Here is a 26,229-nt window from a genome sequence, read left to right on the forward strand (position 1 = left end):
AGGCGTTCCTCTTCAGGAGACTCCGATGTCCGTTGAGCAAGCCCCGGTGCAACGTGCCGATTTCGACCAGGTCATGGTGCCCAACTACGCACCTGCCGCATTCATTCCCGTACGTGGCGCCGGTTCGCGCGTTTGGGACCAGGCGGGCCGCGAGCTGATCGACTTTGCCGGCGGCATCGCGGTCAACGTATTGGGCCACGCCCACCCGGTGCTGGTCGAAGCACTGACCGAACAGGCCCACAAGCTGTGGCACGTCTCCAACGTCTTCACCAATGAGCCGGCCCTGCGCCTGGCCCACAAACTGATCGACGCTACCTTTGCCGAGCGCGTGTTCTTCTGCAACTCCGGCGCCGAAGCCAACGAGGCCGCGTTCAAGCTGGCCCGTCGCGTCGCGTTCGACCGTTTCGGCAGCGAGAAGTACGAGATCATCGCCGCACTCAACAGCTTCCACGGGCGTACCCTGTTCACCGTCAACGTCGGTGGCCAGTCGAAGTACTCCGATGGTTTCGGGCCGAAAATCACGGGCATCACCCACGTGCCGTTCAACGACCTGGCCGCGCTGAAAGCCGCCGTGTCGGACAAGACCTGCGCCGTGGTGCTGGAACCGGTCCAGGGTGAGGGCGGTGTGCTGCCGGCCGAACTGGCCTACCTGCAAGGCGCCCGCGAACTGTGCAACGCCCATGACGCGCTGCTGGTGTTCGACGAAGTGCAGACCGGCATGGGTCGCAGCGGTCACCTGTTCGCCTACCAGCACTACGGTGTGGTGCCGGACATCCTCACCAGCGCCAAGAGCCTGGGCGGCGGTTTCCCGATTGCCGCCATGCTCACCACCGAAGCCCTGGCCAAACACCTGGTGGTCGGCACCCACGGCACCACCTACGGCGGCAACCCGCTGGCATGTGCGGTGGCGGGAGCGGTGATCGACGTGATCAACACCCCTGAAGTGCTGGCCGGCGTCAACGCCAAGCACGACCAGTTCAAGGCCCGCCTGGAACAGATCGGCAAGCAATACGGGATCTTCAGCGAAGTGCGTGGCCTCGGCCTGCTGCTCGGTTGCGTCTTGAGCGATGCCTGGAAAGGCAAGGCCAAGGACGTGTTCAACGCCGCCGAGAAAGAAAACCTGATGATCCTGCAAGCCGGCCCCGACGTGGTGCGTTTCGCCCCGAGCCTGGTGGTGGAAGACGCAGATATTCAAGAAGGTCTCGACCGCTTCGAACGTGCAGTAAAAACGCTGACGCAAGCCTGATACACATCTATCTGTCGGACCGGATCAAATGTGGGAGGGGGCTTGCTCCCGATAGCAGCCTGTCAGTCGATGAATCAGGTGACTGATCCACCGCTATCGGGAGCAAGCCCCCTCCCACATTGGATATGAGTTGTTCCTGACCTGTCCGGTAATTTTTCCTATGAGTTTTTCGAGTTAAGGAGTGACACCATGCTGGTGATGCGCCCCGCGCAAATGGCTGATCTGGGCGAGGTACAGCGTCTGGCTGCGGACAGCCCGATTGGTGTCACCTCCTTGCCGGATGATGTGGAACGCCTGAGCGACAAGATCGCCGCCAGCGAAGCATCCTTCGCCGCCGAGGTCAGTTTCAACGGTGAAGAAAGCTATTTCTTCGTGCTCGAAGACACCCAGACCGGCAAGCTCGCCGGTTGCTCGGCCATCGTCGCCTCGGCCGGCTACTCGGAGCCGTTCTACAGTTTTCGTAACGAGACCTTCGTGCACGCCTCCCGCGAGCTGAAGATCCACAACAAGATCCACGTGCTTTCCCAGTGCCACGACCTGACCGGCAACAGCCTGCTCACCAGTTTCTATGTGGTGCCGGAGCTGGTCGGTTCGCCGTGGTCGGAACTCAATTCCCGCGGCCGCCTGTTGTTCGTTGCCAGCCATCCCGAGCGCTTTGCCGATTCGGTGGTGACCGAGATTGTCGGCTACAGCGACGAGAACGGTGATTCGCCGTTCTGGGACGCCATCGGTCGCAACTTCTTCGACCTCAACTACGCCGCCGCCGAGCGCCTGTGCGGGCTGAAAAGCCGCACCTTCCTCGCCGAGCTGATGCCGCACTACCCGATCTACGTCCCGCTGTTGCCGGACGAAGCCCAGGAAGCCATGGGCCAGGTGCACCCGCGTGCGCAGATCACCTTCGACATCCTGATGCGCGAAGGCTTCGAGACCGATCATTACATCGACATCTTCGACGGCGGCCCAACGCTGCACGCGCGGGTGTCGGGCATCCGCTCGATCGCCCAGAGCCGCGTGGTGCCGGTGAAGATCGGCGAGCGGGTCAAGGGCGTCGGTCGCCAGTACCTGGTGAGTAACGGGCAGTTGCAGGATTACCGCGCGGTGATGCTGGAGCTGGACTACGCACCCGGCAAACCGGTGATCCTGGACCTGGAAGCGGCTGAAGCCCTGGGTGTCGGCGAAGGCGCCAGCGTGCGTTTGGTTGCGGTTTAAAGCAGAGTTTTACGGGCGGCCTGAACGGGCGGCCCGTTTGAGGAGATAGCATGATCGTTCGTCCCGTACGCAGCAGCGATTTACCGGCCCTGATTGATCTGGCGCGCAGCACCGGCACCGGCCTGACCACCTTGCCGGCCAACGAAGAGCGCCTGACCCACCGGGTTGGCTGGGCGGAAAAAACCTTCCGTGGCGAAGCCGGGCGTGCCGATGCCGACTACCTGTTCGTGCTGGAAGACGACGATGGCCGGGTGGTGGGCATTTCCGCCATCGCTGGCGCAGTCGGCCTGCGCGAGCCTTGGTACAACTTCCGGGTCGGCCTGACCGTCAGCGCCTCCCAGGAGTTGAACATCTACCGTGAAATTCCGACGCTGTTCCTGGCCAACGACCTCACCGGCAACTCCGAGTTGTGCTCGTTGTTCCTGCACGCCGATTATCGCAACGGCCTCAATGGCCGCATGCTGGCCAAGGCGCGGCTGCTGTTTATCGCCGAATTCCCGCAACTGTTCGGCAACAAGATCATTGCCGAGATGCGCGGCGTGTCCAACGACGCCGGACGCTCGCCATTCTGGGAAAGCCTGGGCCGCCACTTCTTCAAGATGGAATTCAGCCAGGCTGATTACCTCACCGGCGTGGGCAACAAGGCCTTCATCGCCGAGCTGATGCCGAAGTTTCCGCTGTACAGCTGCTTCCTGTCCGAAGATGCGCGCAACGTGATCGGCAAGGTGCATCCAGACACCGAACCGGCGCTGAGCATGCTCAAGAGCGAAGGCTTCAGCTACCAGGGCTATGTCGATATTTTCGACGCCGGCCCGGCGGTGGAGTGCGAGACCGCCAAGATCCGCGCCGTGCGCGACAGCCAGTCGCTGGTCCTGGCCATCGGCACGCCAGGGGACGACGCTACGCCGTTCCTGATCCATAACCGCAAGCGCGAAGAGTGCCGCATCACCGCCGCACCGGCCCGTCTGGCGGCAGGCACGCTGGTGGTCGATCCGCTGACCGCCAAGCGCCTGCAACTGGTGGTGGGCGATCAAGTGCGCGCCGTACCGTTGTCCGCTGCCCGGGAGTCGAAACAATGAATTCGCTGTATATCGCAGGCACCTGGCTGGCCGGCCAGGGAGAGTTGGTCGAGTCGCGTAACCCGGTGACCCAGCAGGTGCTGTGGGCCGGCAATGGCGCCAGCGCCGAACAGGTCGAGTCCGCCGTGCAGGCCGCGCGCCAGGCGTTTCCGGCGTGGGCCCGGCGTTCGCTGGAAGAGCGTATCGGCGTACTCGAAGCGTTTGCCAGCACCCTGAAACGCCGCGCCGATGAGATCGCCCATTGCATCGGTGAGGAAACCGGCAAGCCATTGTGGGAATCGGCCACCGAAGTCACCAGCATGGCCAACAAGATTGCGATTTCGGTGCAAAGCTACCGTGAACGTACCGGCGAAAAGAGCGGCCCCCTGGGTGACGCCACCGCCGTATTGCGCCACAAGCCCCACGGCGTGGTGGCGGTGTTCGGCCCCTACAACTTCCCCGGTCACTTGCCGAACGGGCATATCGTCCCGGCGTTGCTGGCCGGTAATACCGTGCTGTTCAAACCCAGCGAGCTGACCCCGAAAGTCGCCGAGCTGACCGTGCAATGCTGGATCGAAGCCGGCCTGCCGGCGGGCGTGCTGAACCTGCTGCAAGGTGCGCGGGAAACCGGGATCGCCCTGGCGGCCAACCCCGGTATCGACGGATTGTTCTTCACCGGCTCCAGCCGCACGGGTAATCATCTGCACCAGCAGTTTTCCGGGCGCCCGGACAAAATCCTTGCCCTGGAAATGGGCGGCAACAACCCGCTGGTCGTGGATGAAGTGGCCGACGTGGATGCGGCGGTCTACACCATCATCCAGTCGGCGTTCATCTCCGCCGGTCAGCGCTGCACCTGTGCCCGCCGTCTGCTGGTGCCCCAAGGTGCGTGGGGCGATGCGTTACTGGCGCGGCTGGTGGCGGTCAGTGCGACGATCGAAGTCGGCGCGTTCGACCAGCAACCGGCGCCGTTCATGGGCTCGGTAATTTCTCTGGCGGCGGCGAAAGCCTTGATGGACGCCCAGGAACTGCTATTGGCCAATGGCGCCGTGGCGCTGCTGGAAATGACCCAGCCCCAGGATCAGGCCGCGTTACTGACCCCGGGTATCATCGACGTCACCGCCGTGAGCGAGCGCGCCGACGAAGAACTGTTCGGCCCGCTGTTGCAGGTGATCCGCTACGCGGGTTTCGAGGCTGCGATTGCCGAGGCCAACAACACCCAGTACGGCCTGGCCGCTGGCTTGCTGTCGGACTCCGAGGCGCGTTACCAACAGTTCTGGCTGGAGAGCCGCGCCGGGATCGTCAACTGGAACAAACAATTGACCGGCGCCGCCAGCACCGCGCCATTTGGTGGCGTAGGTGCCTCGGGCAATCATCGCGCCAGCGCCTATTACGCGGCGGATTATTGCGCGTACCCAGTGGCGTCCCTGGAGACCCCGAGCCTGGTACTGCCCGCCACATTGACCCCAGGCGTTACGCTGGACTGAGTGTGGTGTGTTGAAGATTGCCTATAAAAACAGATGTTCGTGGAGCCTCGCCGATGAAATCCTATGAAGTCAATTTTGACGGTCTAGTGGGGCCGACCCATAACTACGGCGGTTTGTCCTATGGCAACGTCGCGTCCCAGAGCAACAGCCAGCAGTCCTCCAATCCGAAGGAAGCGGCGTTGCAAGGCCTGCAAAAAATGAAAGCCCTGATGGACATGGGCTTTGTGCAAGGCGTGCTTGCGCCCCAGGAACGCCCGGACGTGGCCGCCTTGCGCAACCTCGGCTTCAGTGGCAGCGATGCCCAGGTCATCCAACAGGCCGCCAAGCAGGCCATGCCATTGCTGGTGGCCAGTTGCTCGGCATCGAGCATGTGGGTGGCCAACGCCGCCACCGTCAGCCCGAGCGCCGACACAGCGGATGGCCGCGTGCATTTCACCGCCGCCAACCTCAATTGCAAGTACCACCGCAGCATCGAGCACCCGACCACCAGTCGCGTGCTGGGGGCGATGTTCGCCGATGCGAAACACTTCGCCCACCACGCCGCGTTGCCGGCGGTGGCGCAGTTCGGCGACGAAGGCGCGGCCAACCACACGCGTTTCTGCCGTGACTATGGCGAGGCGGGCGTGGAGTTTTTCGTGTTCGGTCGCAGTGCGTTCGACACCCGTTACCCGGCGCCGCAGAAGTACCCGGCGCGCCAGACTCTCGAAGCGTCCCAGGCCGTTGCTCGCCTGCACGGCCTTGCGGATGGCGGAGTGGTCTTCGCCCAGCAGAACCCGGCGGTGATCGACGCCGGCGTGTTCCACAACGACGTGATCGCGGTGGGCAACGGCGAGATGCTGTTTTATCACGAGGACGCCTTCCTCAATACCGAGCAGATGCTTGCCGAGTTGCACGGCAAGTTGGGCAAGCTGGGCGGCAATTTCCAGTCCGTCTGTGTGCCGCGCGCCGAGGTCAGCGTCGAGGATGCGGTGCGTTCCTACCTGTTCAACAGCCAGTTGCTGACCCGCGCCGACGGCTCGATGCTGCTGATCGTGCCGGAAGAATGCCGCGCCAACCAACGTGTGTGGCATTACCTGCAAAACCTGACCGCCTCCGGCGGGTTGATCCGCGAAGTGAAAGTCTTCGACCTCAAGCAAAGCATGCAGAACGGCGGTGGCCCGGCGTGCCTGCGCTTGCGCGTGGCATTGAACGAAACCGAGCTGGCGGCGGTGAATCCGGGCGTTATCATGACCGCGCCGTTGTACGACACATTGACCCAGTGGGTCGACAAGCACTACCGCGACAGCCTGCGTGAAACCGACCTGGCTGACCCGCAATTGCTGCTGGAGTGCCGGACGGCATTGGATGAATTGACGCAAATCCTTAAACTGGGCTCGGTTTATCCTTTCCAGATCCATTAACGCCACACGGCCGAGAGCTATTTATGAGCACCGATACCCTGCAACTGATCCTTGAAGACACCGACGGTACCCAGCTGGAAACCTCCTGCACCCGCGTCGCCGTGGTCTGGCAGGGCAAGGAGATCTGGATTCAGCACGACGGCCGTGGCCAGTTGCTGATCGGCGTTGACGTCGAAGAGGGCGACGCCGAGTACGCCAATCTGCTGATGCGCCCATTGGCCACCAACCTGATGAGCCTGCAACTGGAAATGGAACCTGCCGACATTGACGGCGATGATGACGATCACGTTCACGGTCCAGGCTGCAACCACTAAGGAAGCTGCTTATGCTCGCCCTCGGCAAACTGCTTGAACTGACCCTCGCCGGTCGCGAACCGGCGCAAAAAATTCAACTGACTGTCGGCGGCGTGCAGATGCGCTGGCTCAGCGAGGGCGCGCTTGAAGTGCGCCCGCCGCAGGCACAGGACATTGGCAGCGACCTGCTGCTGTCGTCCGGCATCCATGGCAACGAAACCGCGCCGATCGAACTGCTCGACCGCCTGTTGCATGGCATTGCCCGTGGGGAGATCAAGCCCCGTACCCGTATTCTGTTCCTGTTCGGTAACCCCGAGGCGATGCGTCGCGGCGAGCGTTACCTCGAACTGGACGTCAACCGGCTGTTCAACGGCCGTCACGAAAAAAACATCGGCCCCGAGGCCATGCGCGCTGCCGAGCTCGAGCAACTGGCCCGCAGCTTCTTCAGCGTGCCTGGGCGTGCGCGCCTGCATTACGACCTGCACACCGCGATTCGCGGCTCAAAGATCGAACAGTTCGCCCTCTATCCCTGGAAAGAGGGGCGCCAGCATTCGCGCCGCGAACTGGAACGCCTGCGCGCCGCCGGCATGCAAGCGGTACTGTTGCAGAACAAGACCTCGATCACCTTCACGGCATTTACCTATGAGCAACTGGACGCCGAGGCCTTCACCCTGGAACTGGGCAAGGCGCGGCCGTTCGGACACAACCAGGGCGTAAATGTCTCGCGCCTGGAAAACCGCCTGAAACAGATCATCGAAGGGACCGAGCCGGCCAGTGACAGCCTGGATGGCCTGCAATTGTTTTCCGTGTCCCGCGAAGTCATCAAGCACAGCGACGCCTTCCTGCTGCACCTGCCGGCAGATGTGGAAAACTTTTCAGAGTTGGACCAAGGCTATCTCTTGGCCGAAGACGTGGCCAAGACCCGTTGGGTGATCGAGGAGGAGGGCGCGCGCATCATCTTTCCGAACCCGAAGGTGAAGAATGGCTTGCGCGCAGGCATCTTGATCGTGCCGACCACCGACGCGGGCCTGGCATAAGTCTCAAGGCGTAACCGGATTCAACTGTGGGAAGGGGCTTGCTCCCGCTGACTGCGCAGCAGTCACCGGATTTTTGGGGCCCCCTCCCACATGGGTTTTGCAGTGTTGCTTAAACGGCTAGCGCGCGCGGCTCGCTGCGGCGGATCGCGCGAACCTTGTGCAGGGTGTCGGCACAGGTACGTGCAGCTTCCTGGCCCTTGTGCACGAAGTGATCGTGGAAGAACGCGTGGTGTTCGCTGCCAGCATGGAAGTGGTGCGGGGTCAGGGATACCGAGAACACCGGCACTTCGGTTTCCAGCTGCACTTGCATCAGGCCGCTGACCACCGATTGGGCGACGAATTCGTGCCGGTAGATGCCGCCGTCCACCACCAGCGCGGCGGCAACGATGCCAGCGTAACGGCCGGTCTTGGCCAGCAGCTTGGCGTGCAGGGGCATTTCAAAGGCGCCGCCGACTTCGAAGAAATCGATGTCCGATTCCTGGTAGCCCAGGGCGATCATTTCGGCGAGGAAGCCTTTACGGGATTGGTCGACGATATCCTTGTGCCAGCAGGCCTGGATAAACGCGACACGCTCGCCATGGTGGTTTTTGCTTTTGCTGTCGATTGCGGTGGGTTGCATGTTCTGACTCCTGTTTAAGAAAAAAACAGGGCGTTATGAATCGAATGGGATTTAAGGGTACGGGCAGCTGGGTCATGCAGGCATGAACTCAGCGCGCGGCCCTTTGGCGCCAATCCCGTTCTCTCTTCATCCGGACTATGACCGTCGGCCCCGGGATCGCACCGGGTCTGCTGACCTTGTCGCCGTCCTGCGTGAGCAGTTCGAGGCGCCAAGCGCTCGCGGGCTATGCGCATTGCGCGCAATTACCGCCGGTGGGGAATTGCACCCCGCCCTGAGAACGTTGCCGCCAGAACCCTGGCGGCGCAGAGTTTTTAACATGGTTTTTCAAAAACTGCACGATTGCCGTGTCGATAACCTATATCGGTTTGTTTGATCGTTATTCGATTGAATTTCAATGGCGCTTGATATTCCGTGGGTTTGCCCGCAGTAATCGTCTACAAGCGTTACCTACCCATTCCCGTTAGAGGCTCGTTTCATGTCTGTGATTGACCTGCGTAGTGACACCGTGACCCAACCCACCCCCGGCATGCGCGATGCGATGGCCAGTGCCGTCAGTGGTGATGACGTCTACGGCGAAGACCCCAGTGTCAACCACCTGGAGGCCGAACTGGCCAAGCGCCTGGGGTTCCCGGCGGCCTTGTTCGTGCCCACCGGTACCATGAGCAATTTGCTGGCGCTGATGGCTCACTGTGAGCGCGGCGAGGAATACATCGTCGGCCAGCAGGCCCACACCTACAAATACGAAGGCGGTGGCGCGGCCGTGCTGGGCTCGATCCAACCGCAGCCCCTGGAGGTGCAAGCCGACGGCTCCCTGGATCTGGACCAGGTGCTGGCGGCGATCAAACCCGACGATTTCCATTTCGCCCGTACCCGCCTGTTGGCCCTGGAAAACACCATGCAAGGCAAGGTGCTGCCCCTGGAGTACCTGGCGCGTGCGCGGGCGTTCTCCCGTGAACAGGGCCTGGCACTGCATTTGGATGGCGCGCGCCTCTATAACGCAGCGGTCAAGCTTGGGGTGGATGCGCGGGAGATTGCCCGGCACTTCGACTCGGTGTCGGTGTGCTTGTCCAAGGGCCTTGGCGCGCCGATCGGCTCGGTGCTGTGCGGCTCCACGGCGTTGATCGCTAAGGCCCGGCGCTTGCGCAAGATGGTGGGCGGCGGCATGCGCCAGGCAGGCTCCCTGGCGGCGGCGGGGCTGTACGCCCTGGACCATCAGGTGCAGCGCCTGGCCGACGACCATGCCAACGCCCAATGGCTGGGGGATGCACTGCGCAACGCCGGTTACGAGGTGGAGCCGGTGCAGACCAACATGGTCTACGTGCAGGTCGGCGACCGGGCCGACGCCTTGAAGGCCTTTGCCGCTGAACGCGGGATCAAGTTGAGCGCCGCACCGCGCCTGCGCATGGTCACGCACCTGGATGTGAGCCGGGCCCAGATCGAGCAGGTGTTGGCGGCATTCGTCGAATTCTCGCGCAAATGATCGTGCTGGCCGTCTAATTGAGCCTCTCTATCGCATAAACACGCTGTACCACCGGCAAAGGGCCGATATAATGCGGCCCTTTGCCGTCGCTTCGTCTGATGATGTTGCGCACTGGCCTTTGGCCGCAGCCTCCGTGGAAGAACCTATGAAAAGCGCAGAAATCCGTGAAGCCTTCCTTCGCTTCTTCGAAGAGCAAGGTCACACCCGTGTCGCCTCCAGCTCCTTGATCCCAGGCAATGACCCCACCCTGCTGTTCACTAACGCGGGGATGAACCAGTTCAAGGACTGCTTCCTGGGCCAGGAAAAACGTGCCTACACCCGTGCTGTCAGCAGCCAGAAGTGCGTACGTGCCGGTGGCAAGCACAACGACCTGGAAAACGTCGGCTACACCGCCCGTCACCACACCTTTTTCGAAATGCTCGGCAACTTCAGCTTTGGCGACTATTTCAAGCAAGATGCGATCAACTTCGCCTGGACCTTCCTCACTGGCGTGCTGAAACTGCCGAAGGAAAAACTCTGGGTCACCGTCTACGCCAGCGATGACGAGGCCTACGACATCTGGACCCAGCAAATCGGCGTGCCGCCTGAGCGCATGGTACGCATCGGCGACAACAAAGGCGCACCGTACGCCTCCGACAACTTCTGGACCATGGGCGACACCGGCCCGTGCGGCCCGTGCACCGAGATCTTCTACGACCACGGCGCCGATATCTGGGGTGGCCCGCCGGGCTCGCCAGAGGAAGACGGCGACCGTTACATCGAAATCTGGAACAACGTGTTCATGCAGTTCAACCGCACCGCCGATGGCGTGTTGCATCCGCTGCCGGCACCGTCGGTGGACACCGGCATGGGCCTGGAGCGGATCAGTGCGGTGATGCAGCACGTGCACTCCAACTACGAAATCGACCTGTTCCAGAGCCTGCTGGCCGCCGCCGCCAAGGCCATCGGTTGCGTCAACGACGACCAGGCTTCGCTGAAGGTGGTCGCTGACCACATCCGTTCCTGCGGCTTCCTGATTGCCGACGGCGTGCTGCCGTCCAACGAAGGCCGTGGCTATGTGCTGCGCCGCATCATTCGTCGCGCCTGCCGCCACGGCAATAAGCTGGGCGCCAGCGGCAGCTTCTTCTACCAGATCGTCGCGGCCCTGGTGGCCGAGATGGGCGATGCGTTCCCTGAACTCAAGCAGAACCAGGCCCACATCGAGCGCGTGCTCAAGGCCGAAGAAGAACAGTTCGCCAAGACCCTGGAACAGGGCCTGAAAATCCTCGAACAAGACCTCGCCAACCTGCAAGGCACGGTGGTGCCGGGCGACGTGGTGTTCAAACTCTACGACACCTACGGTTTCCCGATGGACCTGACCGGCGACATCGCCCGTGAGCGCAACCTGACCCTCGACGAGGAAGGTTTCGAGCGCGAGATGGACGCCCAGCGCGTGCGTGCACGTTCCGCCAGTGCCTTCGGCATGGACTACAACAGCCTGGTCAAGGTTGACGTGGCCACTGAATTCACCGGTTACAACGCCACCAGCGGCGCGGCCAAAGTGGTCGGCCTGTATAAGGACGGCCAATCGGTCGACGTCTTGAATGAAGGCGACGACGGCGTGGTCGTGCTGGACCGGACGCCGTTCTACGCCGAGTCCGGTGGCCAGATCGGCGACTGCGGTTTCCTCAAGGCTTCGTCCGGACGTTTTGACGTGCGTGACACCACCAAGACCGGTGGCGCATTCTTGCACCACGGTGTGCTGGCATCGGGCAGCCTGACCATCGGTTCGCCGGTGGAAACCCAGGTGGACGCCGACGTGCGCCGCGCCACCGCACTGAACCACTCGGCCACTCACTTGCTGCATGCTGCGCTGCGCCAGGTGCTGGGCGAGCATGTTCAGCAGAAAGGTTCGTTGGTCGACAGCCAGCGCCTGCGCTTCGACTTCAGCCACTTTGAAGCGATCAAGCCAGAGCAGATCAAGGCCCTGGAAGACATCGTCAACGCCCAAGTGCGCAAGAACACCCCGGTGGAAACCGAGGAAACCGACATCGAGACCGCCAAGGCCAAGGGCGCCATGGCGCTGTTCGGCGAGAAGTACGGCGACAACGTGCGCGTGCTGAGCATGGGCGGCGACTTCTCGGTGGAGCTGTGCGGCGGTATCCACGCCAACCGCACCGGTGACATCGGCCTGCTGAAAATCATCAGCGAAGGCGGTGTAGCGTCCGGGGTACGTCGTATCGAAGCGGTTACCGGCGCTGCGGCCCTGGCCTACCTCAATGCGGCTGAAGAGCAACTCAAGGAAGCGGCCAGCCTGGTCAAGGGCAGCCGCGACAACCTGATCGACAAGCTGTCCGCCGTGCTGGAGCGCAACCGTACGCTGGAAAAACAGCTGGAACAGCTGCAAGCCAAGGCGGCCAGTGCGGCGGGCGACGATCTGTCGGCCTCCGCTCAGGATGTCAAGGGCGTGAAAGTTCTGGCCGCGCGCCTGGACGGTCAGGACGGCAAGGCGCTGTTGGCCCTGGTCGATCAGTTGAAGAACAAGCTCGGCCGCGCAGTGATCCTGCTCGGCAGTGTCCATGAGGATAAGGTTGTACTGGTTGCGGGTGTAACCAAGGACCTGACTGGCCAACTCAAAGCCGGTGATTTGATGAAGCAAGCCGCCGCGGCAGTGGGCGGGAAGGGCGGTGGTCGTCCGGACATGGCGCAAGGCGGTGGTGTAGACGCCGGTGCCCTGGACGCGGCCCTGGCCCTGACCGTGCCGTTTGTCGAGGCAGGTATCTAAGTCGTTATGCGAGCCCGTGGTGCAGTCGCGGGCTCAGGTAACGGCGGTTTGGTTTGATTAATAGGCGCCCCTTTACGGGCTGAGGCGGCTTAGAAAATGGCTTTGATCGTACAGAAATTTGGAGGCACCTCGGTCGGCTCTGTCGAACGAATCGAGCAGGTCGCCGACAAGGTTAAGAAGTTCCGCGATGCCGGCGACGACCTCGTGGTGGTGCTGTCGGCCATGAGCGGCGAGACCAATCGCCTGATCGATCTGGCCAAGGCAATCAGTGGCGACCAACAACCGCTGCCGCGCGAGCTGGATGTGATCGTGTCCACCGGCGAGCAGGTGACCATTGCCCTGTTGGCCATGGCGCTGAACAAGCGCGGTGTGCCGGCGGTGTCCTACACGGGCAGCCAGGTCCGCATCCTGACCGACAGCGCACATACCAAGGCGCGCATCCTGCAGATTGACGATCAGAAAATCCGTACTGATCTGAAGGCCGGACGCGTGGTAGTTGTAGCGGGGTTCCAGGGCGTGGATGAGCACGGCAACATCACCACCCTCGGACGTGGCGGTTCGGACACTACCGGTGTGGCGCTGGCCGCGGCCCTCAAGGCTGATGAATGCCAGATCTATACCGATGTGGATGGGGTCTACACCACCGATCCGCGCGTGGTGGCCGTGGCCCAGCGCCTGGACAAGATCACCTTTGAAGAGATGCTGGAAATGGCCAGCCTCGGTTCCAAGGTGTTGCAGATCCGCGCGGTGGAATTCGCCGGCAAGTACAACGTTCCGCTGCGCGTATTGCACAGCTTCAAAGAGGGTCCGGGCACCCTCATTACTATTGATGAAGAGGAATCCATGGAACAGCCGATCATTTCCGGCATCGCTTTCAACCGCGATGAAGCCAAGCTGACGATCCGTGGCGTGCCAGACACCCCGGGCGTGGCGTTCAAGATTCTGGGGCCTATCAGCGGCGCGAACATTGAAGTCGACATGATCGTGCAGAACGTCTCGCACGATAACACCACCGATTTCACTTTCACGGTGCACCGCAACGAGTACGATGCGGCCGAACGCATCCTGCGCAACACCGCGAGCGGGATCGGCGCCCGTGAAGTGGTTGGCGATACCAAGATTGCCAAGGTGTCGATCGTGGGTGTGGGCATGCGTTCCCATGCCGGCGTTGCCAGCCGCATGTTCGAGGCCCTGGCCAAGGAAAGCATCAACATCCAGATGATCTCCACGTCGGAAATCAAAGTCTCGGTGGTGATCGAAGAGAAGTACCTGGAACTGGCCGTTCGCGCGTTGCACACCGCTTTTGAGCTGGATGCTCCGGCCCGACAGGGCGAGTGATGTAATGCCAGAAAGGCGCGGCTTACCGCGCCTTTCATTTTTTTGTAGGGCGCATGGTCTTTTGATTGCGCTGGACAATACTTAGGCAGGTAGGGCTATGACTTTTTGGTTGTAGGTCGAATGCCTTTTTTTTGCAGACTGTTGTTCCTGAACTGAAATGCGTGAGGAGAAAGGCATGCTGATTCTGACTCGTCGTTGCGCAGAAAGCCTGATTATCGGTGATGGCGAAATCACCGTGACCGTGCTCGGCGTCAAAGGCAATCAAGTACGTATTGGGGTTAACGCTCCGAAAGAGGTAGCGGTGCACCGCGAGGAAATCTACCTGCGGATCAAGAAAGAGAAGGACGAAGAACCAAGCCTTTAATTTTTATCGTTTTTTATGTTTGCAAACGGGGATGAACGTGGTTAATATACGCCCCGTGTTGCGGAGAGCTGGCCGAGTGGCCGAAGGCGCTCCCCTGCTAAGGGAGTACACCTCAAAAGGGTGTCGGGGGTTCGAATCCCCCGTTCTCCGCCATTATTTGCTTAGTACGTTGCAATCTGGTTTTTTCGGTAAGTTGTTGAAATTACTCGAAAAAATAGCTTTACATAGAGATTGAACGGCCTATAATGCGCGGCAACAAATGCACTCGTAGCTCAGCTGGATAGAGTACTCGGCTACGAACCGAGCGGTCACAGGTTCGAATCCTGTCGAGTGCACCATTTAAGAGTCAACTGCAGTAATGCTGGTGATTCGGCTTCAACCAGTTGTGACCTGGTCTAAAAACACAATCTGCACTCGTAGCTCAGCTGGATAGAGTACTCGGCTACGAACCGAGCGGTCACAGGTTCGAATCCTGTCGAGTGCACCATACAAACAAAAAGCCCGCCAAGTGCGGGCTTTTTGCCGCCTGGGGGTTGTGTAGGATTTCACCTTTTTCTCCCGCCCCATGTGTTTTCCTTTCCCTCTGCGTCGTCGCAGTTCAAAGATGCAGCCAATGCTCAGCTTTGGCTCGCAAGCGCTTGTTCTTTCCAGTTTTTTGACGTTAAAAACGGCCGGGCGGTGTATCATTGCGCCCGTCAGCCCCGCCGGGGCTTGTGGAATACCTCCATGGACTTACCCAGTAGTTACTCAGTATCCCGTTTTACCAATCATGAATTGACTGATTGATCCTTCCGGCGTGCCCCGCTGCTGGGAGTGGAGTTCGCCTATGACCGAAGTAGAAGTAAAGAAAACTCAAGAAAGCCTGCAGGATCGCCTGGCGCAAGTCATCGAGCTGCTGCAGCGTCAGCGCGTGGTAGAAGACCTTACGCACCGCCAGGAAGGTCCGAATAACGATCGCGTTGAAAGCCTGGTTCACCGGCAAAACCTCGTCGAACTGCAACGCAAGCTCGATGACCTGCACTCTGCCGACGTCGCCTATATCCTCGAAGCCTTGCCGCTGGATGATCGACTGACCCTCTGGCAGTTGGTCAAGGCCGACCGCGACGGCGACATCCTGCTCGAAGTATCCGACTCCGTACGTGAAACCCTGATCGCCGACATGGACGATCACGAGCTCCTGGCTGCGGCCAAGGAGATGGACGCCGACGAACTGGCCGACCTGGCCCCTGAACTGCCCCGGGATGTGGTCCATGAGCTGATGGAGGCCCTCGACACGCAGCAGCGTGAGCGAGTGCGTTCAGCGCTGTCTTACGATGAGGATCAGGTCGGCGCACTGATGGACTTCGAGATGGTCACCATCCGCGAAGATGTCAGCCTGGAAGTGGTCCTGCGCTATCTGCGCCGCCTGAAAGAGTTACCGAGCCATACCGACAAACTGTTCGTGGTCGACTATGAGGGCATCCTCAAGGGCGTGCTGCCGATCAAGCGTCTGTTGGTCAATGATCCGGAAAAGAAAGTTGCGGACCTGATGGCCAGCGACACCGTGAGCTTTCACCCGGATGAGGACGCCTACGACGCGGCTCAGGCCTTCGAACGTTATGACTTGATTTCCGCTCCAGTGGTCGACAAGAACGGCAAGTTGATCGGTCGTCTGACCATCGACGAGATCGTCGACCTGATTCGTGAAGAGAGTGAAACCGAAGTCCTCAACATGGCGGGTTTGCGTGAAGAGGAAGATATTTTTGCGTCGGTCTGGCGTTCGCTGCGTAACCGCTGGGCCTGGCTGGCGATTAACCTGATCACCGCCTTTATTGCTTCCAGGGTGATCGGGCTGTTTGAAGGCTCCATCGAGAAACTGGTCGCACTGGCAGCGTTGATGCCAATCGTGGCCGGTATTGGCGGCAACTCCGGTAACCAGACCATCACCATGATCGTGCGTGCCATGGCACTGGATCAGGTGAGTACCGCCAACTCATCGCGGCTGCTGCGCAAGGAGTTGGCTGTGGGCCTGATCAATGGCCTGGTATGGGGTGGAGTGATCGGTGTGGTGGCCTACTTGCTGTACGGCAGTTGGTCCCTGGGGGTTGTCATGACTGCCGCCATGACCCTCAACCTGCTCCTGGCGGCGCTGATGGGTGTATTGATCCCCATGACCTTGTCTCGTCTCGGACGCGATCCCGCCATGGGCGCCAGTGTGATGATCACCGCCATGACCGACAGCGGCGGCTTTTTCATCTTCCTGGGCTTGGCGACGATTTTCCTGCTCTGAGCCCTTGAGGTGGGGGCAAATCTGCCCCCGTCTTGTTTTGTCTTCCCATATTTCAGACGAAAAAAAGCCAGCATCTAGCTGGCTTTGGCTTTCGGTTGCAAATCAATCGGCTTCGGTGGCCGCCTCAGCGTCGTGCGCGATAAGCGAGACGAGAGCATTTTGCTGGCGGTGGGAGAGCTGACGAAAACGCTGCAGCAGTTCGCGTTCATGCAGCGACAGCTCAGGGCTGTCCAGGCGCATGCTCAACTCGTCACCCAGCGCACCTTCCTGAATAAGGCTCTGTTCCAAGCGCGCGATGATTTCGGAGTTCATGCTGCGGTGATGATTGCGAGCCACCTCGGCAATGCGTTCCCGCATTCCGTCTGGCAGACGTACGACGAACTTGTCAGCCGTACGGCTGGAATAAATTGCCTGTTTCAATGGGCGCATATATTTAACCGGTTAGTTCAGGGGAGCGGTTTCTGGAATTGGCCGCAAGATGAGTGTTAAGACAAGGCTCACGACCAAAGTTCAACCTGAATTGCAATGAGGCCGCATCATGCCTCAGATTAGCCGGTTCCTTGGCGTCAATTCTGTGACAAATATTGAACTGCCTGAAGGCTTTATGCCAGCATTCATTTGCTTTTTTGTGGACTGGTTGGAAACTCTTGCGCGAGCGATTCCGCGAGGGAACTTCCCGCAACGCCAGGCCACCACAGGGTTTTAGGCCGCACATCGTATAGCAAAGTGGCCCTTTGCCCTTATCTTTAAGAGTAGTGGCAATTTGCCGATTTACTAGGGGGAAGCGACGTAAGGTAGGGCGGAATCGGAGGGGACTAGCGCAGTACCGGGTCGAATTTAATTCGACGGCCAAAAATGAGCGTCAACAGCAAAAGGCTCGCCGATACGCCGCTGGCGATGAATGCGCAGGTTTGAAGGTCTTGTTGCGCGTCAGCGCCTAAACCGATGGCGCCGGTGGCGAGGGTCAGGCACAGAAATAGCCAGGCGGATTTGGACATGAGCGGTTTCCTCAGAAAACCCAGTGTTCAGACGCAGGCGCGGCCTGAGTGCCTTGGGCCAGGCGTACCGGCGATTGCGCGTTGGGAGTCATCACGGCCAGTTGCGGGCGTTGTTGCAGATGGTGCGGCACGGCTTGGCTGATCTGCGCAGGATCGTTACTGCCGGTCGATTGAAAATGGAACATCACCAATGCAGCGAGGGCTGCGGTGTTGAGGGCTAACAGCAGGGCACTGCTCATGGTCATGTTCTCCGCTTGACGCCGTGGCTGAGTGGGTCTTGTAGGAGAAGTATTGCAGGTGCCGTGCCAATGTATAAATCTAATAAAATCAATTGGTTGGGTCTTGTTTAATAGGCCTGTGGATTGCAATTTGCAATGCTGGCAATTTGGGTGATTGCATTTTGCACGATGACGTCACGCGCCCGTGTTTACGGAGTGCAGGCGTGATGTACCCGACAAGCATCGACCTACACTGAAAAAGCCAACGGACGACATGACAAAATCGACCTTGGCCGTTAACATGCACGCCGTCCGTCGCCGTGCCCCTGGCCTGTAGGCAGACATTCGTCCCAGTAGCTCAATTGGATAGAGCATCCCCCTCCTAAGGGGAAGGTTGGCCGTTCGAACCGGCCCTGGGACACCATATAATTCAATATCTCCAGCCAATGTATGTAATTCTTGCACAGTCTTATGGGTGCATGATGGGTGCATACGCAATACTTTAGACTGAAAAAGCCGCAACAAAATTAGTTGAGGGCTGGGTGTAAGTGGAGGTATGAAGAGCGGGGTGATAATTCTGCCACCATGAAAAATTCGACTACAGGGAAGCAGTGATGCGAATTCTATTTTTTGCGATGTGCTGTTTGTTGATCACCGCCTGTTCAAGCAACCCAACAGCACTCTTTGAAGAGCAAGTCAAAAACAGCACCACGCCGTTAGCACGGACCCCCTTTGAGGCCATGCACAACGCGCAAGCCGTGCCCATGCCGATCAACCCAGGATGGCGGCCACCCCAGTGGAAGATCACCGCTGCGGAACCGCGCATCTTGATTAACGGGGTACCGTCGAACTATCGATTATTCAGCGTCGCCTTAATAAAGGACAAACCCTTTCATATTGACGTTAACTCCTGGTGCGTCAACGCGTGCCTGGGGTTCAGCAAGTACGCCCTGAACCCTTATTTGATATTGGTGGACGCCAAAGGCAACGTGCAGGCTGAAGGTTTTGGCAAGGCGACTGGCATAGTGGGAGTCATCAGCCAAGTGTTGAAGGGCACGGTGACAACCAGCGGCACTTACTACCTGATAGTCGCGGCGGATAACCGTGCTCCTGGGGAAACCATTGTCATCGACAACGTGCTGCTGATTGGGGCAGCGGCGAGCCCAATCACGCCGTTGCGGATTGGGATGGGTAGTTATCCGTTTGGGTCGGTTGGGCCGTTGTTGAATACGGAAGAGACGCCTTGAGGCTGTGAGGCAAGAAAGCGAACACGCCCGCTGCTAATTCAGTGGTGGAAGAGGTGAAGAAAGTGCCGGGCTAAGCCCTATCTCTGATTCGTAATACTGTTGTAGTCGAGCAGTTAGCATGACGTGCTGTGGCACGTACACCAAGGCCGGCACGGAGCAGTTCGGTCACCCGCTTATGCATGTCATTGTCGATGGGGCGGCCCTGATACTTGCCGGCGGCTTTGGCTTTCTCGATGCCTTGGGCCTGGCGCTCGCGCCGCTGCTCGTAATCCTTGCGCGCAATGGCGGCCATCATATCCACCAGCATTGAATTGATCGCCCCCAGCATCCTCCCGGTGAACTCATCCCCCTTGGAATCCATCGCAGCCTTGAGCTTTTGCCAGTCGTCTACCGGGAGGCGGGAGAGGCGGTCTATAGATTCCACCAGCAGCACGTCACCCTTGCGCGCATCTTTCAGCAGGCGCGGCAACTCCGGCCGGTCGGCGGTGGCGCCGCTAGCGTTCTCCAGGTACACGCTCGCAATGACCTTATTATGGTCGCTGGCGAACTGCTCAAGCGAGGCACGGGCGCGGCCGGCGTCTTGTTCTTCGGTGGAAGCTCTGAGGTATGCGCGGATGAACATGATGGGTGCCTGTATCAGTTAGGGCGTTCTACTAACGCTGTTGCACTTTGGGTGTTCCTTATCAAGCGGAAAGCTCGGAAAAGGCAAAATAAGCCTGTGTAGTGGCCAACTATCCCGGACACGACGTTAAGTTTTTCTTCGGCCCGAGTTGGAGCCAGCCCACCGTTAAACTGATGCGGCCTAACCCAGTTGTATCGATGCATCAAGAAATGGCTTATATCCCGCTGAGTTTCCTGAGTCGTCATGTCCCCAATGGTCGGTATCCACTCGGTTTTGAGGCTCCTGAACACCCGTTCCATCGGCGCTTATCCCAACAATTTCCTCGTCGGCTCATTCTCTGACGCATGCGATTTCGCCAGAGTCGTTGGCGAAAATGACGGCTTCCAGTACTGCTCCGACTTATACCAGCAGACGCACATCAAGCACGGGATCAGGTGCTCAATGACCGACGGTTATGATTGCTATCAGAACGCGATGGCCGAGCGGGTAAACGAGATTTTGAAAACGGAGCTTTTGCTGCATCGACCCCAAGACCTGGCGGATGCAGTGAAAATGGTGGATGAGTCGGTGCAGATCTACAACGGGGGAGCGACCGCATTTCTCCCTGAAATACAAAACGCCCGATGCGGTGCACCGGGCGTTTTGAGACTGAAATAGGTTTGAACCTATTCCAGGACTAGACAGCCACTAACGCATTATTTCTTGACGCTGTCCGGCAGCGTGTAAGCAATGATGTAATCACCGACGTCAGGCGAATGGCTCATGCCACCGGCGGAGATAACCACGTACTGCTTCCCTGTGGTGGGTGACTTGTAGATCAGCGGGGCGGCAACTGCGCCAACCGGCAGGCGTGCTTTCCACACTTCTTTGCCGCTGGCCGAATCGAGCGCGCGCAGGTAGTAGTCCTGGGTGCCTGCGAAGAACACCAGGCCGGAGGCCGTCGAAGTCGGGCCGCCCAGTGTCGGCATACCCAGGGGAATCTGCATGTGCGTCTTGATCCCCAGCGGGCCTGTGTCCTGGACCGTACCCATTGGAACCTGCCAGACCAGTTTTTGAGTATTGAGATCAATCGCGCTCATGCTGCCGAACGGTGGGGTGTTGCACGGCACGCCCAGCGGAGACTGGAGAATGTCGATTTTCACGCCGCCATAGATGCCGGCCACTTGCGGACGAATGGTGCCCATGAAGCCGGGGACTTCATCGGTGGATACTTTGAACTTTTTGGTCTCTTCCTTGGTGACCAGTGACATCCGCAAAGGCATGCGCATGTCGTTGACGAACATCATGCCGGTGTTTTCGTCGATGGACATGCCGCCCCAGTTCATGCCGCCGAGCAAGCTAGGCCACTCGATGTACGGCTTTTCGGTGGGTGGTGTAAACGGCCCTACGTAGACGGAGTCTTTGAACATGATGCGGCAATACAGTTGGTCGAAGGTCGATACGCCCCACATCGACTTTTCAGTCAGTGGGTCGGCGCCAATGACTGGCATGCCAACCGAGTATGGTTGCGTCGGCGACAGGTGCTCGCCTTCTGCTGCCGGCGAGGTGGTGACCGCGCGTTCCTGGACTTCGGTTACCGGCTGGCCGGTACGACGGTCCAGCACAAAGATATGGCCAGTCTTGGTGGTCTGAATCAGCACTGGCGTTTTCACGCCTTGGGCATTCTTGATGTCATACAGCACGGGTTGGGAAGGCAGGTCGTAATCCCACACGTCGTGGTGAACCATCTGGTAAACCCATTTGGCTTTACCGGTCGATGCATCGACTGCCACGACGGCCGCGCCGAATTTTTCCTTGGCTTGGTTACGATCACCGCCCCAATAGTCTGGAGGGCCATTGCCGGTCGGCAGGTAGACCAGGTTCAATTCTTTATCGTAGGTCGGAATAGTCCATACGTTAGGAGTTTCCAGAGTGAATTGGTGATCGGCAGCCGTTGTATCTGTACCCTCGGGCGCACCTACGTCCCAGGCCCATACCAGGGACCCGGTCAAGACATCGAATGCCCGAACCGCCCCGGAAGGCTCGCCCGCCACAATGTCGCGTACCCAGCCGCCGACCACTGTGAGGTGGCCCATGACAACAGGCAGCGACGTCGGGTGATAGCGCTTACTGTTTTCCGTCGGGCCCATGCCTTTCTTGAGGTCGACATAACCCTTGTCCCCAAAGCTTTGGCAAAGGGCGCCGGTGTGTGCATCCAGTGCAAACAAGCGGGCATCTACAGACGACACCAGAATACGCTGGCGACATTGCTGCTCATTGCCATAGGAGGCTTTTGCCGCCGCGCTCAAGCTGTCGTCTTTATCAATGTCGTAGTAGCCCACGCCGCGGCAAGTGACATGCTCTTCGCTCTTGGCATGAGGGTCGAATTTCCAGATCGGGTTACCCGTATCTCCGTCAAGAGCGGTGATCAGGTTTTCCGGCGTACATGAATACAGTACGTTGCCGATCTGCAGCGGTGTGTTTTCGTCAACGCCAGCGCCCGCACCGGTGGTGCGGCGGCCGGTCCTGTAGGTCCAGGCAACTTGCAGGTCCTTGACGTTATCCGGGGTGATTTGCGTATAGGGGGCAAATCGTGTTCCCGAGGCATTACGCCCGAAGAACTCCCAGTTTTCAGGGGCGTTGGATGGCTCGCTGGGTGTGGTCGGGCCAACTGCGGCGACAGGGTTCGAGATCCCGCCGTGGGGGAAGAACGCAGCAACGAACGTTGCGATCAGGGCGAGAAACACAGCAAACCCGAAGCGATTGGCTGCGCGCCGTGTGCTTGAGGACGTATTCGGGAAGGCGGCGCCGACCCACAGGCTGAGGGTCAGGATGATGGCCGGAACGACCAGGCGCGGAAGCAGCTCCCAATAGCTGAACTGACCGACTTCGTAAAAAGCCCACGCACAGGTGGCCAGGAATATGACCACGGAGAGGGCAATGCTAATGGGTTTGCGCACAACGAAGAGTGCCGCGAGCACTAAATAAGCCAGGCCGGCAAGCAGGTAATAACTCGATCCGCCGAGTGCTGACAGCTTTACGCCGCCGTATATCAACGCCAATGCTGCGGTAAAAACAAGCAGGGAAAACAGTCCCCTTGCGATATTGCTCATTGAGGAACTTCCAGGGTTGGATCGATTATCGTCCGTCATATTTGTATGTGCTCAGTTGGGGAGATACAAAGTTGCGTCCACTGCGTACGGGCAATCTGGCCGACTGCTCAGTCCGGCATTTCGCTGTCCAGGTGTCGTTCGTCCATGTTCCCGAGGCAAAGGGAGGGCGAATTACTGGACTGATTGAGTGTTGGCAGGAGGGGTAAACAAAACGTTGGCGGCAGTATTAAGCCGGCTTACTGTTCAGTCTGTAATGAGTATGTCCGCAGGTTCTGCGAACCTTGGCCGGGCGCATACGCTGTTTCGACTGATTCGGGGTTTGATCGAGGTGGTTTGATGCACGCGCTAGTCTATAGCGATGTTTTTTTGAATAAATCCATAAGACTGGAAAACATTGTTATTGGAACCGTAACAATCCGACGTGAACCGCATCGCCGAAGCGGTACTCCTCCAGATCTTTCACGCGGGGCTTTTTCGTGGGCGTTCGGTCTTTTCCTACGCCGGTCGAACCTTGCCGTCGATTGAGGTTCACAGCAAGGGCTCCTGTATTTATCGCAAAGGTGTACCCACACGCTTCTCGCCGGCGTCTGATCTGAGCTGTAGCCAATCGTGGTAAACAAAATAATCCCCGGAAATAGCGCATGTCGCCTGTCCGGACCCGGCAACCCGGGACTATCATGCCGGTAGTCCTGTCTCTCACCGCAAGGAGCCGCTCGGAACGCCGATGCGCCAGATCTGGAAATCTTTTCGAGCCCTTTATTTCGCTTCTTTGATGATGCTGATCGGCTCTGGCCTGCTCAGTACCTACCTGGCCCTGCGCCTGGCAGCCGACCATGTCGACAGCTTGTGGGTCGGTGCGTTGATGGCGGCCAACTATTTTGGCCTGGTACTGGGGGGCAAGATCGGGCACCGCCTGATCGCCCGGGTCGGACACATCCGTGCCTACGCCACGTGTGCCGGGATTGTCGGTGCGGCGGTGCTTGGTCATGGCCTGGTCGACTGGCTGCCGGCCTGGATCGTGCTGCGGGTGATCGTCGGCCTGGGGATGATGTGCCAGTACATGGTCATCGAAAGCTGGCTCAACGAGCAGGCGGATGCCAAGCAGCGTGGCCTGGTGTTCAGCGGCTATATGATTGCTTCTTACCTGGGGCTGGTGCTGGGTCAACTGATTCTGGTCATGCATCCTCAACTGGGGCTGGAACTGTTGATGTTGGTCGCGCTGTGTTTTGCGCTGTGCCTGGTGCCGGTGGCCATGACCCGACGTATTCACCCGGCGCCTCTGCATCCTGCGCCAATGGAGCCGCGCTTCTTTATCAAGCGTGTACCGCAGTCGCTGAGTACCGTGCTGGGGGCCGGTTTGATCGTGGGGTCGTTCTACGGTCTGGCGCCGCTCTATGCTTCTCAGCAAGGGCTGACCACCGAACAGGTGGGCCTGTTCATGGGTAGCTGCATCTTTGCCGGGCTGGTGGTGCAGTGGCCGTTGGGCTGGTTGTCGGATCGCTATGATCGCGCACTGTTGATTCGCTGCTTTGCCGTGTGCCTGGCAGTGGCGGCATTGCCGTTGGCGGTGTTGACCAAGGTGCCGCTGGAAGTGCTGTTCGTGGTGGGGTTCGTGTGTTCCCTGGTGCAGTTCTGCCTGTACCCGTTGGCGGTAGCGTTTTCCAATGACCATGTGGAGAGTGACCGTCGTGTTTCGCTCACGGCCATGTTGCTGGTGACCTACGGTGTCGGCGCCAGTATCGGGCCATTGCTGGCCGGTGTGATGATGAACATGTTCGGCAGCCAGATGCTGTATGCGTTCTTCAGTCTGTGCGCATTGATCCTGGTGTGGCGTATCCGGCCCAAAGCCGTTACCAATATGCATCAGGTGGATGACGCGCCGCTGCAGCATGTGGCGATGCCCGACAGCATGTCCAGCTCGCCGTTGGTGGCTGCCCTTGATCCGCGGGTGAATGAGCAGATGGTGCAGGAGCAGATGCAGACTGCCGCCGCGGAGCCTGAACCTGAGGTCGATCCGCAACCGCCGGTGGATGAGCCCGCCTTTGAAGGTCCGCCGGAACCTCTGGGGCCGGAAGAGCATCCCCATGACTTGAGTCGGGCGCGGCCCTGATGGCAAAAAAAACGGGCAGATCCCAGAAGGACCTGCCCGTTTTTTGTCGCGATCGTTAAGGTTTAAAAATCGTCGTCTTTGTCGAAGCGCCGCGCTTCACGTTGCAGCTGGTACACAAACCGTTCGACCTGGCGTTGTACCAGGCCACTCATGTTGTGGAAGCGCACGCCGGCGAAGGTGGTGTTGATCTTCTCTTCGTAATGCAGGTAACGCAGCTCTACCGAGGTGGTCATGCTGCCAAAGGGCAGGGCGGCGATAAAGCGGTCGTAGACCTGGCCCAGTTGCAGGCGCTCGGAGATGTCACCTTCAAAGCGCAATTTGCAACCCGTGGCGGAAATATCCAACAGCTTGCCGCTGACGGGCACCTTCAACTTCTCGCCGCCCAGCTCGATGTTGACCAGTTGGGCCAGTTTCAAGGCTGCGCGGAAGGCATTGCGGCGCTGGTGGTAGACCACTTCGTCGGGCATGCTGCCGGTATAGATGCGGTGGCCGTCCTTTTCGCTGATGCTCAGGTTGCCTTTGCTTTCCCAGGCGACGCGCACGCCATCGTGGAAGCCTTCGATGCGGAAGGGTTCGCCGTTCTCAAGATGGCGTTCGCCGTCGCGGGGGATCATTTCATCCAGCGCCAGGGTGCCGTTGTCCCGGCTGACGTCCACCAGGTAGCTCTGGAAGCGCTGGCTGCGTTCATGGAAGGTGATGATCAGCGGGTCATGGCTGTCCTGCAGCATCCGCAACGTGCCGGCGATTTCCAGAGGCGTGGTGAGGACCTTGGGTGGCTGCGGGGCATCTTCCGCATTAAGTGCGTTGAACACGGTTCTTCCATCTCCAGACAAAATACGACTACACGCAATGGCGAGCATTTTGCCAGTATGTGGCGCGACTTGGATAGGCCGCGCGCTAAACAGGCATCAGGCTTGGCTGCGGGTACTTGGCTTGACCAGGCGCGAGGTGGAGCCCTGGGCGTTGTAAAGCGCCGGAGGTTCTCCGCCGTGAAGTATGCGCAACTGGTTGGCGGTCGTCGCTTGCTGAAGCTGGATCGACTGACCATTGAGCAGGTTGACTTCCTGGCATTGGGCGAGCAGTTGATTGAGTTCTTTGCTCTGGGCCAGTAGTTGATCGCCGACCGAGGAGTGGCTGGCCAGTTGCGCCAGGCCATCATGGTCTGCCGGCAGGCCCAGGCCGGTGAGAATCTGACTGCGTTTCTTGCCATGCTGTTCCAGCAGGACAATCAGCGACTGCTTGCGTGCCAGAATTTCTTCCAGCAACGGCATATCCCGGCCATAGAGGGCCAGGGATTCTTCTTTGAGCAGCTCGAGCAATTGTTGCGTCGGCGCTAGATCATCAATGATCAGTTGAAGCAAATGTTCGTCGTGATGCATGG

22 protein-coding genes, 4 tRNA genes, 2 pseudogenes and 1 riboswitch are annotated in these 26,229 nt (G+C 59.4%); of the genes and pseudogenes, 19 read left to right on the forward strand and 9 right to left on the reverse strand.

Annotated elements, in window-relative coordinates:
• Window positions 1-25: 25 nt before the first annotated feature.
• From BLR63_RS30650 to astE, 7 genes are all read left to right on the forward strand, one after another.
• On the forward strand, window positions 26-1,246 hold the full coding sequence (locus BLR63_RS30650; RefSeq protein WP_010566609.1) for an aspartate aminotransferase family protein: 1,221 nt from the start codon (window positions 26-28) through the stop codon (window positions 1,244-1,246).
• A 189-nt stretch (window positions 1,247-1,435) separates the two neighbouring features.
• Window positions 1,436-2,455, forward strand: coding sequence for an arginine/ornithine succinyltransferase subunit alpha (gene aruF / locus BLR63_RS30655; RefSeq protein ID WP_010566608.1), 1,020 nt, complete (start codon window positions 1,436-1,438; stop codon window positions 2,453-2,455).
• A 50-nt stretch (window positions 2,456-2,505) separates the two neighbouring features.
• A complete protein-coding gene (astA, locus tag BLR63_RS30660; RefSeq protein ID WP_010566607.1) occupies window positions 2,506-3,534 on the forward strand; it encodes an arginine N-succinyltransferase in 1,029 nt (342 codons plus the stop codon).
• A complete protein-coding gene (astD, locus tag BLR63_RS30665; RefSeq protein ID WP_010566606.1) occupies window positions 3,531-4,997 on the forward strand; it encodes a succinylglutamate-semialdehyde dehydrogenase in 1,467 nt (488 codons plus the stop codon). The genes astA and astD overlap by 4 nt, the downstream gene beginning before the upstream one ends.
• A gap of 53 nt (window positions 4,998-5,050) precedes the next feature.
• Window positions 5,051-6,397 (forward strand): N-succinylarginine dihydrolase, encoded by a 1,347-nt coding sequence (gene astB / locus BLR63_RS30670; RefSeq protein ID WP_010566605.1) that lies wholly within the window; start codon window positions 5,051-5,053, stop codon window positions 6,395-6,397.
• 23 nt (window positions 6,398-6,420) lie between these two features.
• Entirely contained in the window at window positions 6,421-6,711 is a 291-nt protein-coding gene (locus BLR63_RS30675) for a hypothetical protein (protein WP_010566604.1), read from the forward strand.
• Window positions 6,712-6,722: 11 nt separating this feature from the next.
• Window positions 6,723-7,727: a succinylglutamate desuccinylase gene (gene astE / locus BLR63_RS30680; RefSeq protein WP_010566603.1), complete on the forward strand. Its 1,005-nt coding sequence runs from the start codon at window positions 6,723-6,725 to the stop codon at window positions 7,725-7,727.
• A gap of 109 nt (window positions 7,728-7,836) precedes the next feature.
• Here the strand turns inward: astE and BLR63_RS30685 are convergent, their stop codons facing one another.
• Window positions 7,837-8,346 (reverse strand): 6,7-dimethyl-8-ribityllumazine synthase, encoded by a 510-nt coding sequence (locus BLR63_RS30685; protein ID WP_010566602.1) that lies wholly within the window; start codon window positions 8,344-8,346, stop codon window positions 7,837-7,839.
• 113 nt (window positions 8,347-8,459) lie between these two features.
• A riboswitch (FMN riboswitch) is annotated at window positions 8,460-8,629 on the reverse strand.
• 192 nt (window positions 8,630-8,821) lie between these two features.
• Between BLR63_RS30685 and ltaE the strand changes: the two genes are divergently transcribed.
• The 8 genes from ltaE to mgtE all read left to right on the forward strand — a co-directional run bounded on the left by ltaE (window position 8,822) and on the right by mgtE (window position 16,561).
• Window positions 8,822-9,826 (forward strand): low-specificity L-threonine aldolase, encoded by a 1,005-nt coding sequence (gene ltaE / locus BLR63_RS30690; RefSeq protein ID WP_042947303.1) that lies wholly within the window; start codon window positions 8,822-8,824, stop codon window positions 9,824-9,826.
• 145 nt (window positions 9,827-9,971) lie between these two features.
• Complete coding sequence (alaS, locus tag BLR63_RS30695; protein WP_010566600.1) at window positions 9,972-12,590, forward strand: alanine--tRNA ligase; 2,619 nt, start codon at window positions 9,972-9,974, stop codon at window positions 12,588-12,590.
• A 96-nt stretch (window positions 12,591-12,686) separates the two neighbouring features.
• Entirely contained in the window at window positions 12,687-13,928 is a 1,242-nt protein-coding gene (locus BLR63_RS30700; protein WP_010566599.1) for an aspartate kinase, read from the forward strand.
• Window positions 13,929-14,103: 175 nt separating this feature from the next.
• Window positions 14,104-14,292, forward strand: coding sequence for a carbon storage regulator CsrA (gene csrA, locus BLR63_RS30705; protein WP_003175645.1), 189 nt, complete (start codon window positions 14,104-14,106; stop codon window positions 14,290-14,292).
• A gap of 62 nt (window positions 14,293-14,354) precedes the next feature.
• Window positions 14,355-14,445 (forward strand) — tRNA-Ser (locus BLR63_RS30710).
• Between the two features lie 108 nt (window positions 14,446-14,553).
• A tRNA-Arg gene (locus tag BLR63_RS30715) sits at window positions 14,554-14,630 on the forward strand.
• 72 nt (window positions 14,631-14,702) lie between these two features.
• Window positions 14,703-14,779: transfer RNA gene (locus BLR63_RS30720), tRNA-Arg, on the forward strand.
• A gap of 339 nt (window positions 14,780-15,118) precedes the next feature.
• The gene (gene mgtE / locus BLR63_RS30725) at window positions 15,119-16,561 is read left to right on the forward strand and encodes a magnesium transporter (RefSeq protein WP_010566598.1); all 1,443 of its coding nucleotides are present in this window, start codon (window positions 15,119-15,121) and stop codon (window positions 16,559-16,561) included.
• 102 nt (window positions 16,562-16,663) lie between these two features.
• On the opposite strand, the gene BLR63_RS30730 is transcribed toward mgtE, so the two are convergent.
• From BLR63_RS30730 to BLR63_RS30740, 3 genes are all read right to left on the reverse strand, one after another.
• Window positions 16,664-16,990 carry an Arc family DNA-binding protein gene (locus tag BLR63_RS30730; protein WP_010566597.1) on the reverse strand — a complete coding sequence of 109 codons (327 nt, stop codon included), beginning with the start codon at window positions 16,988-16,990 and terminating at the stop codon, window positions 16,664-16,666.
• 386 nt (window positions 16,991-17,376) lie between these two features.
• A complete protein-coding gene (locus tag BLR63_RS30735) occupies window positions 17,377-17,559 on the reverse strand; it encodes a PA3371 family protein (protein WP_010566596.1) in 183 nt (60 codons plus the stop codon).
• Between the two features lie 11 nt (window positions 17,560-17,570).
• On the reverse strand, window positions 17,571-17,798 hold the full coding sequence (locus tag BLR63_RS30740) for a hypothetical protein (RefSeq protein WP_010566595.1): 228 nt from the start codon (window positions 17,796-17,798) through the stop codon (window positions 17,571-17,573).
• Between the two features lie 326 nt (window positions 17,799-18,124).
• Here BLR63_RS30740 and BLR63_RS30745 point away from each other — a divergent pair.
• Window positions 18,125-18,201, forward strand: a tRNA-Arg gene (locus tag BLR63_RS30745).
• Window positions 18,202-18,391: 190 nt separating this feature from the next.
• Window positions 18,392-19,024, forward strand: coding sequence for a hypothetical protein (locus BLR63_RS30750; protein ID WP_010566594.1), 633 nt, complete (start codon window positions 18,392-18,394; stop codon window positions 19,022-19,024).
• Window positions 19,025-19,094: 70 nt separating this feature from the next.
• Here BLR63_RS30750 and BLR63_RS30755 read toward each other — a convergent pair whose 3' ends face one another.
• On the reverse strand, window positions 19,095-19,646 hold the full coding sequence (locus BLR63_RS30755; RefSeq protein ID WP_010566593.1) for a recombinase family protein: 552 nt from the start codon (window positions 19,644-19,646) through the stop codon (window positions 19,095-19,097).
• A gap of 113 nt (window positions 19,647-19,759) precedes the next feature.
• Window positions 19,760-20,031 (reverse strand): annotated as a pseudogene (locus BLR63_RS30760) (integrase core domain-containing protein); the annotation flags it as partial.
• Here BLR63_RS30760 and BLR63_RS30765 point away from each other — a divergent pair.
• Window positions 20,025-20,292: pseudogene (locus BLR63_RS30765) on the forward strand (transposase); the annotation flags it as partial. The pseudogenes BLR63_RS30760 and BLR63_RS30765 overlap by 7 nt on opposite strands.
• A 49-nt stretch (window positions 20,293-20,341) precedes the next feature.
• Here the strand turns inward: BLR63_RS30765 and BLR63_RS30770 are convergent.
• The gene (locus BLR63_RS30770) at window positions 20,342-22,738 is read right to left on the reverse strand and encodes a membrane-bound PQQ-dependent dehydrogenase, glucose/quinate/shikimate family (protein WP_010566591.1); all 2,397 of its coding nucleotides are present in this window, start codon (window positions 22,736-22,738) and stop codon (window positions 20,342-20,344) included.
• 724 nt (window positions 22,739-23,462) lie between these two features.
• Here BLR63_RS30770 and BLR63_RS30775 point away from each other — a divergent pair.
• On the forward strand, window positions 23,463-24,848 hold the full coding sequence (locus BLR63_RS30775) for an MFS transporter (RefSeq protein WP_010566590.1): 1,386 nt from the start codon (window positions 23,463-23,465) through the stop codon (window positions 24,846-24,848).
• A gap of 62 nt (window positions 24,849-24,910) precedes the next feature.
• Here BLR63_RS30775 and BLR63_RS30780 read toward each other — a convergent pair whose 3' ends face one another.
• Both BLR63_RS30780 and BLR63_RS30785 read right to left on the reverse strand, forming a co-directional pair.
• Window positions 24,911-25,660, reverse strand: coding sequence for a flagellar brake protein (locus tag BLR63_RS30780; RefSeq protein ID WP_010566589.1), 750 nt, complete (start codon window positions 25,658-25,660; stop codon window positions 24,911-24,913).
• A gap of 96 nt (window positions 25,661-25,756) precedes the next feature.
• A complete protein-coding gene (locus BLR63_RS30785; protein ID WP_010566588.1) occupies window positions 25,757-26,227 on the reverse strand; it encodes a flagella synthesis protein FlgN in 471 nt (156 codons plus the stop codon).
• Window positions 26,228-26,229 lie beyond the last annotated feature (2 nt).

Source organism: Pseudomonas extremaustralis (assembly GCF_900102035.1).
Lineage (GTDB): Bacteria > Pseudomonadota > Gammaproteobacteria > Pseudomonadales > Pseudomonadaceae > Aquipseudomonas > Aquipseudomonas extremaustralis.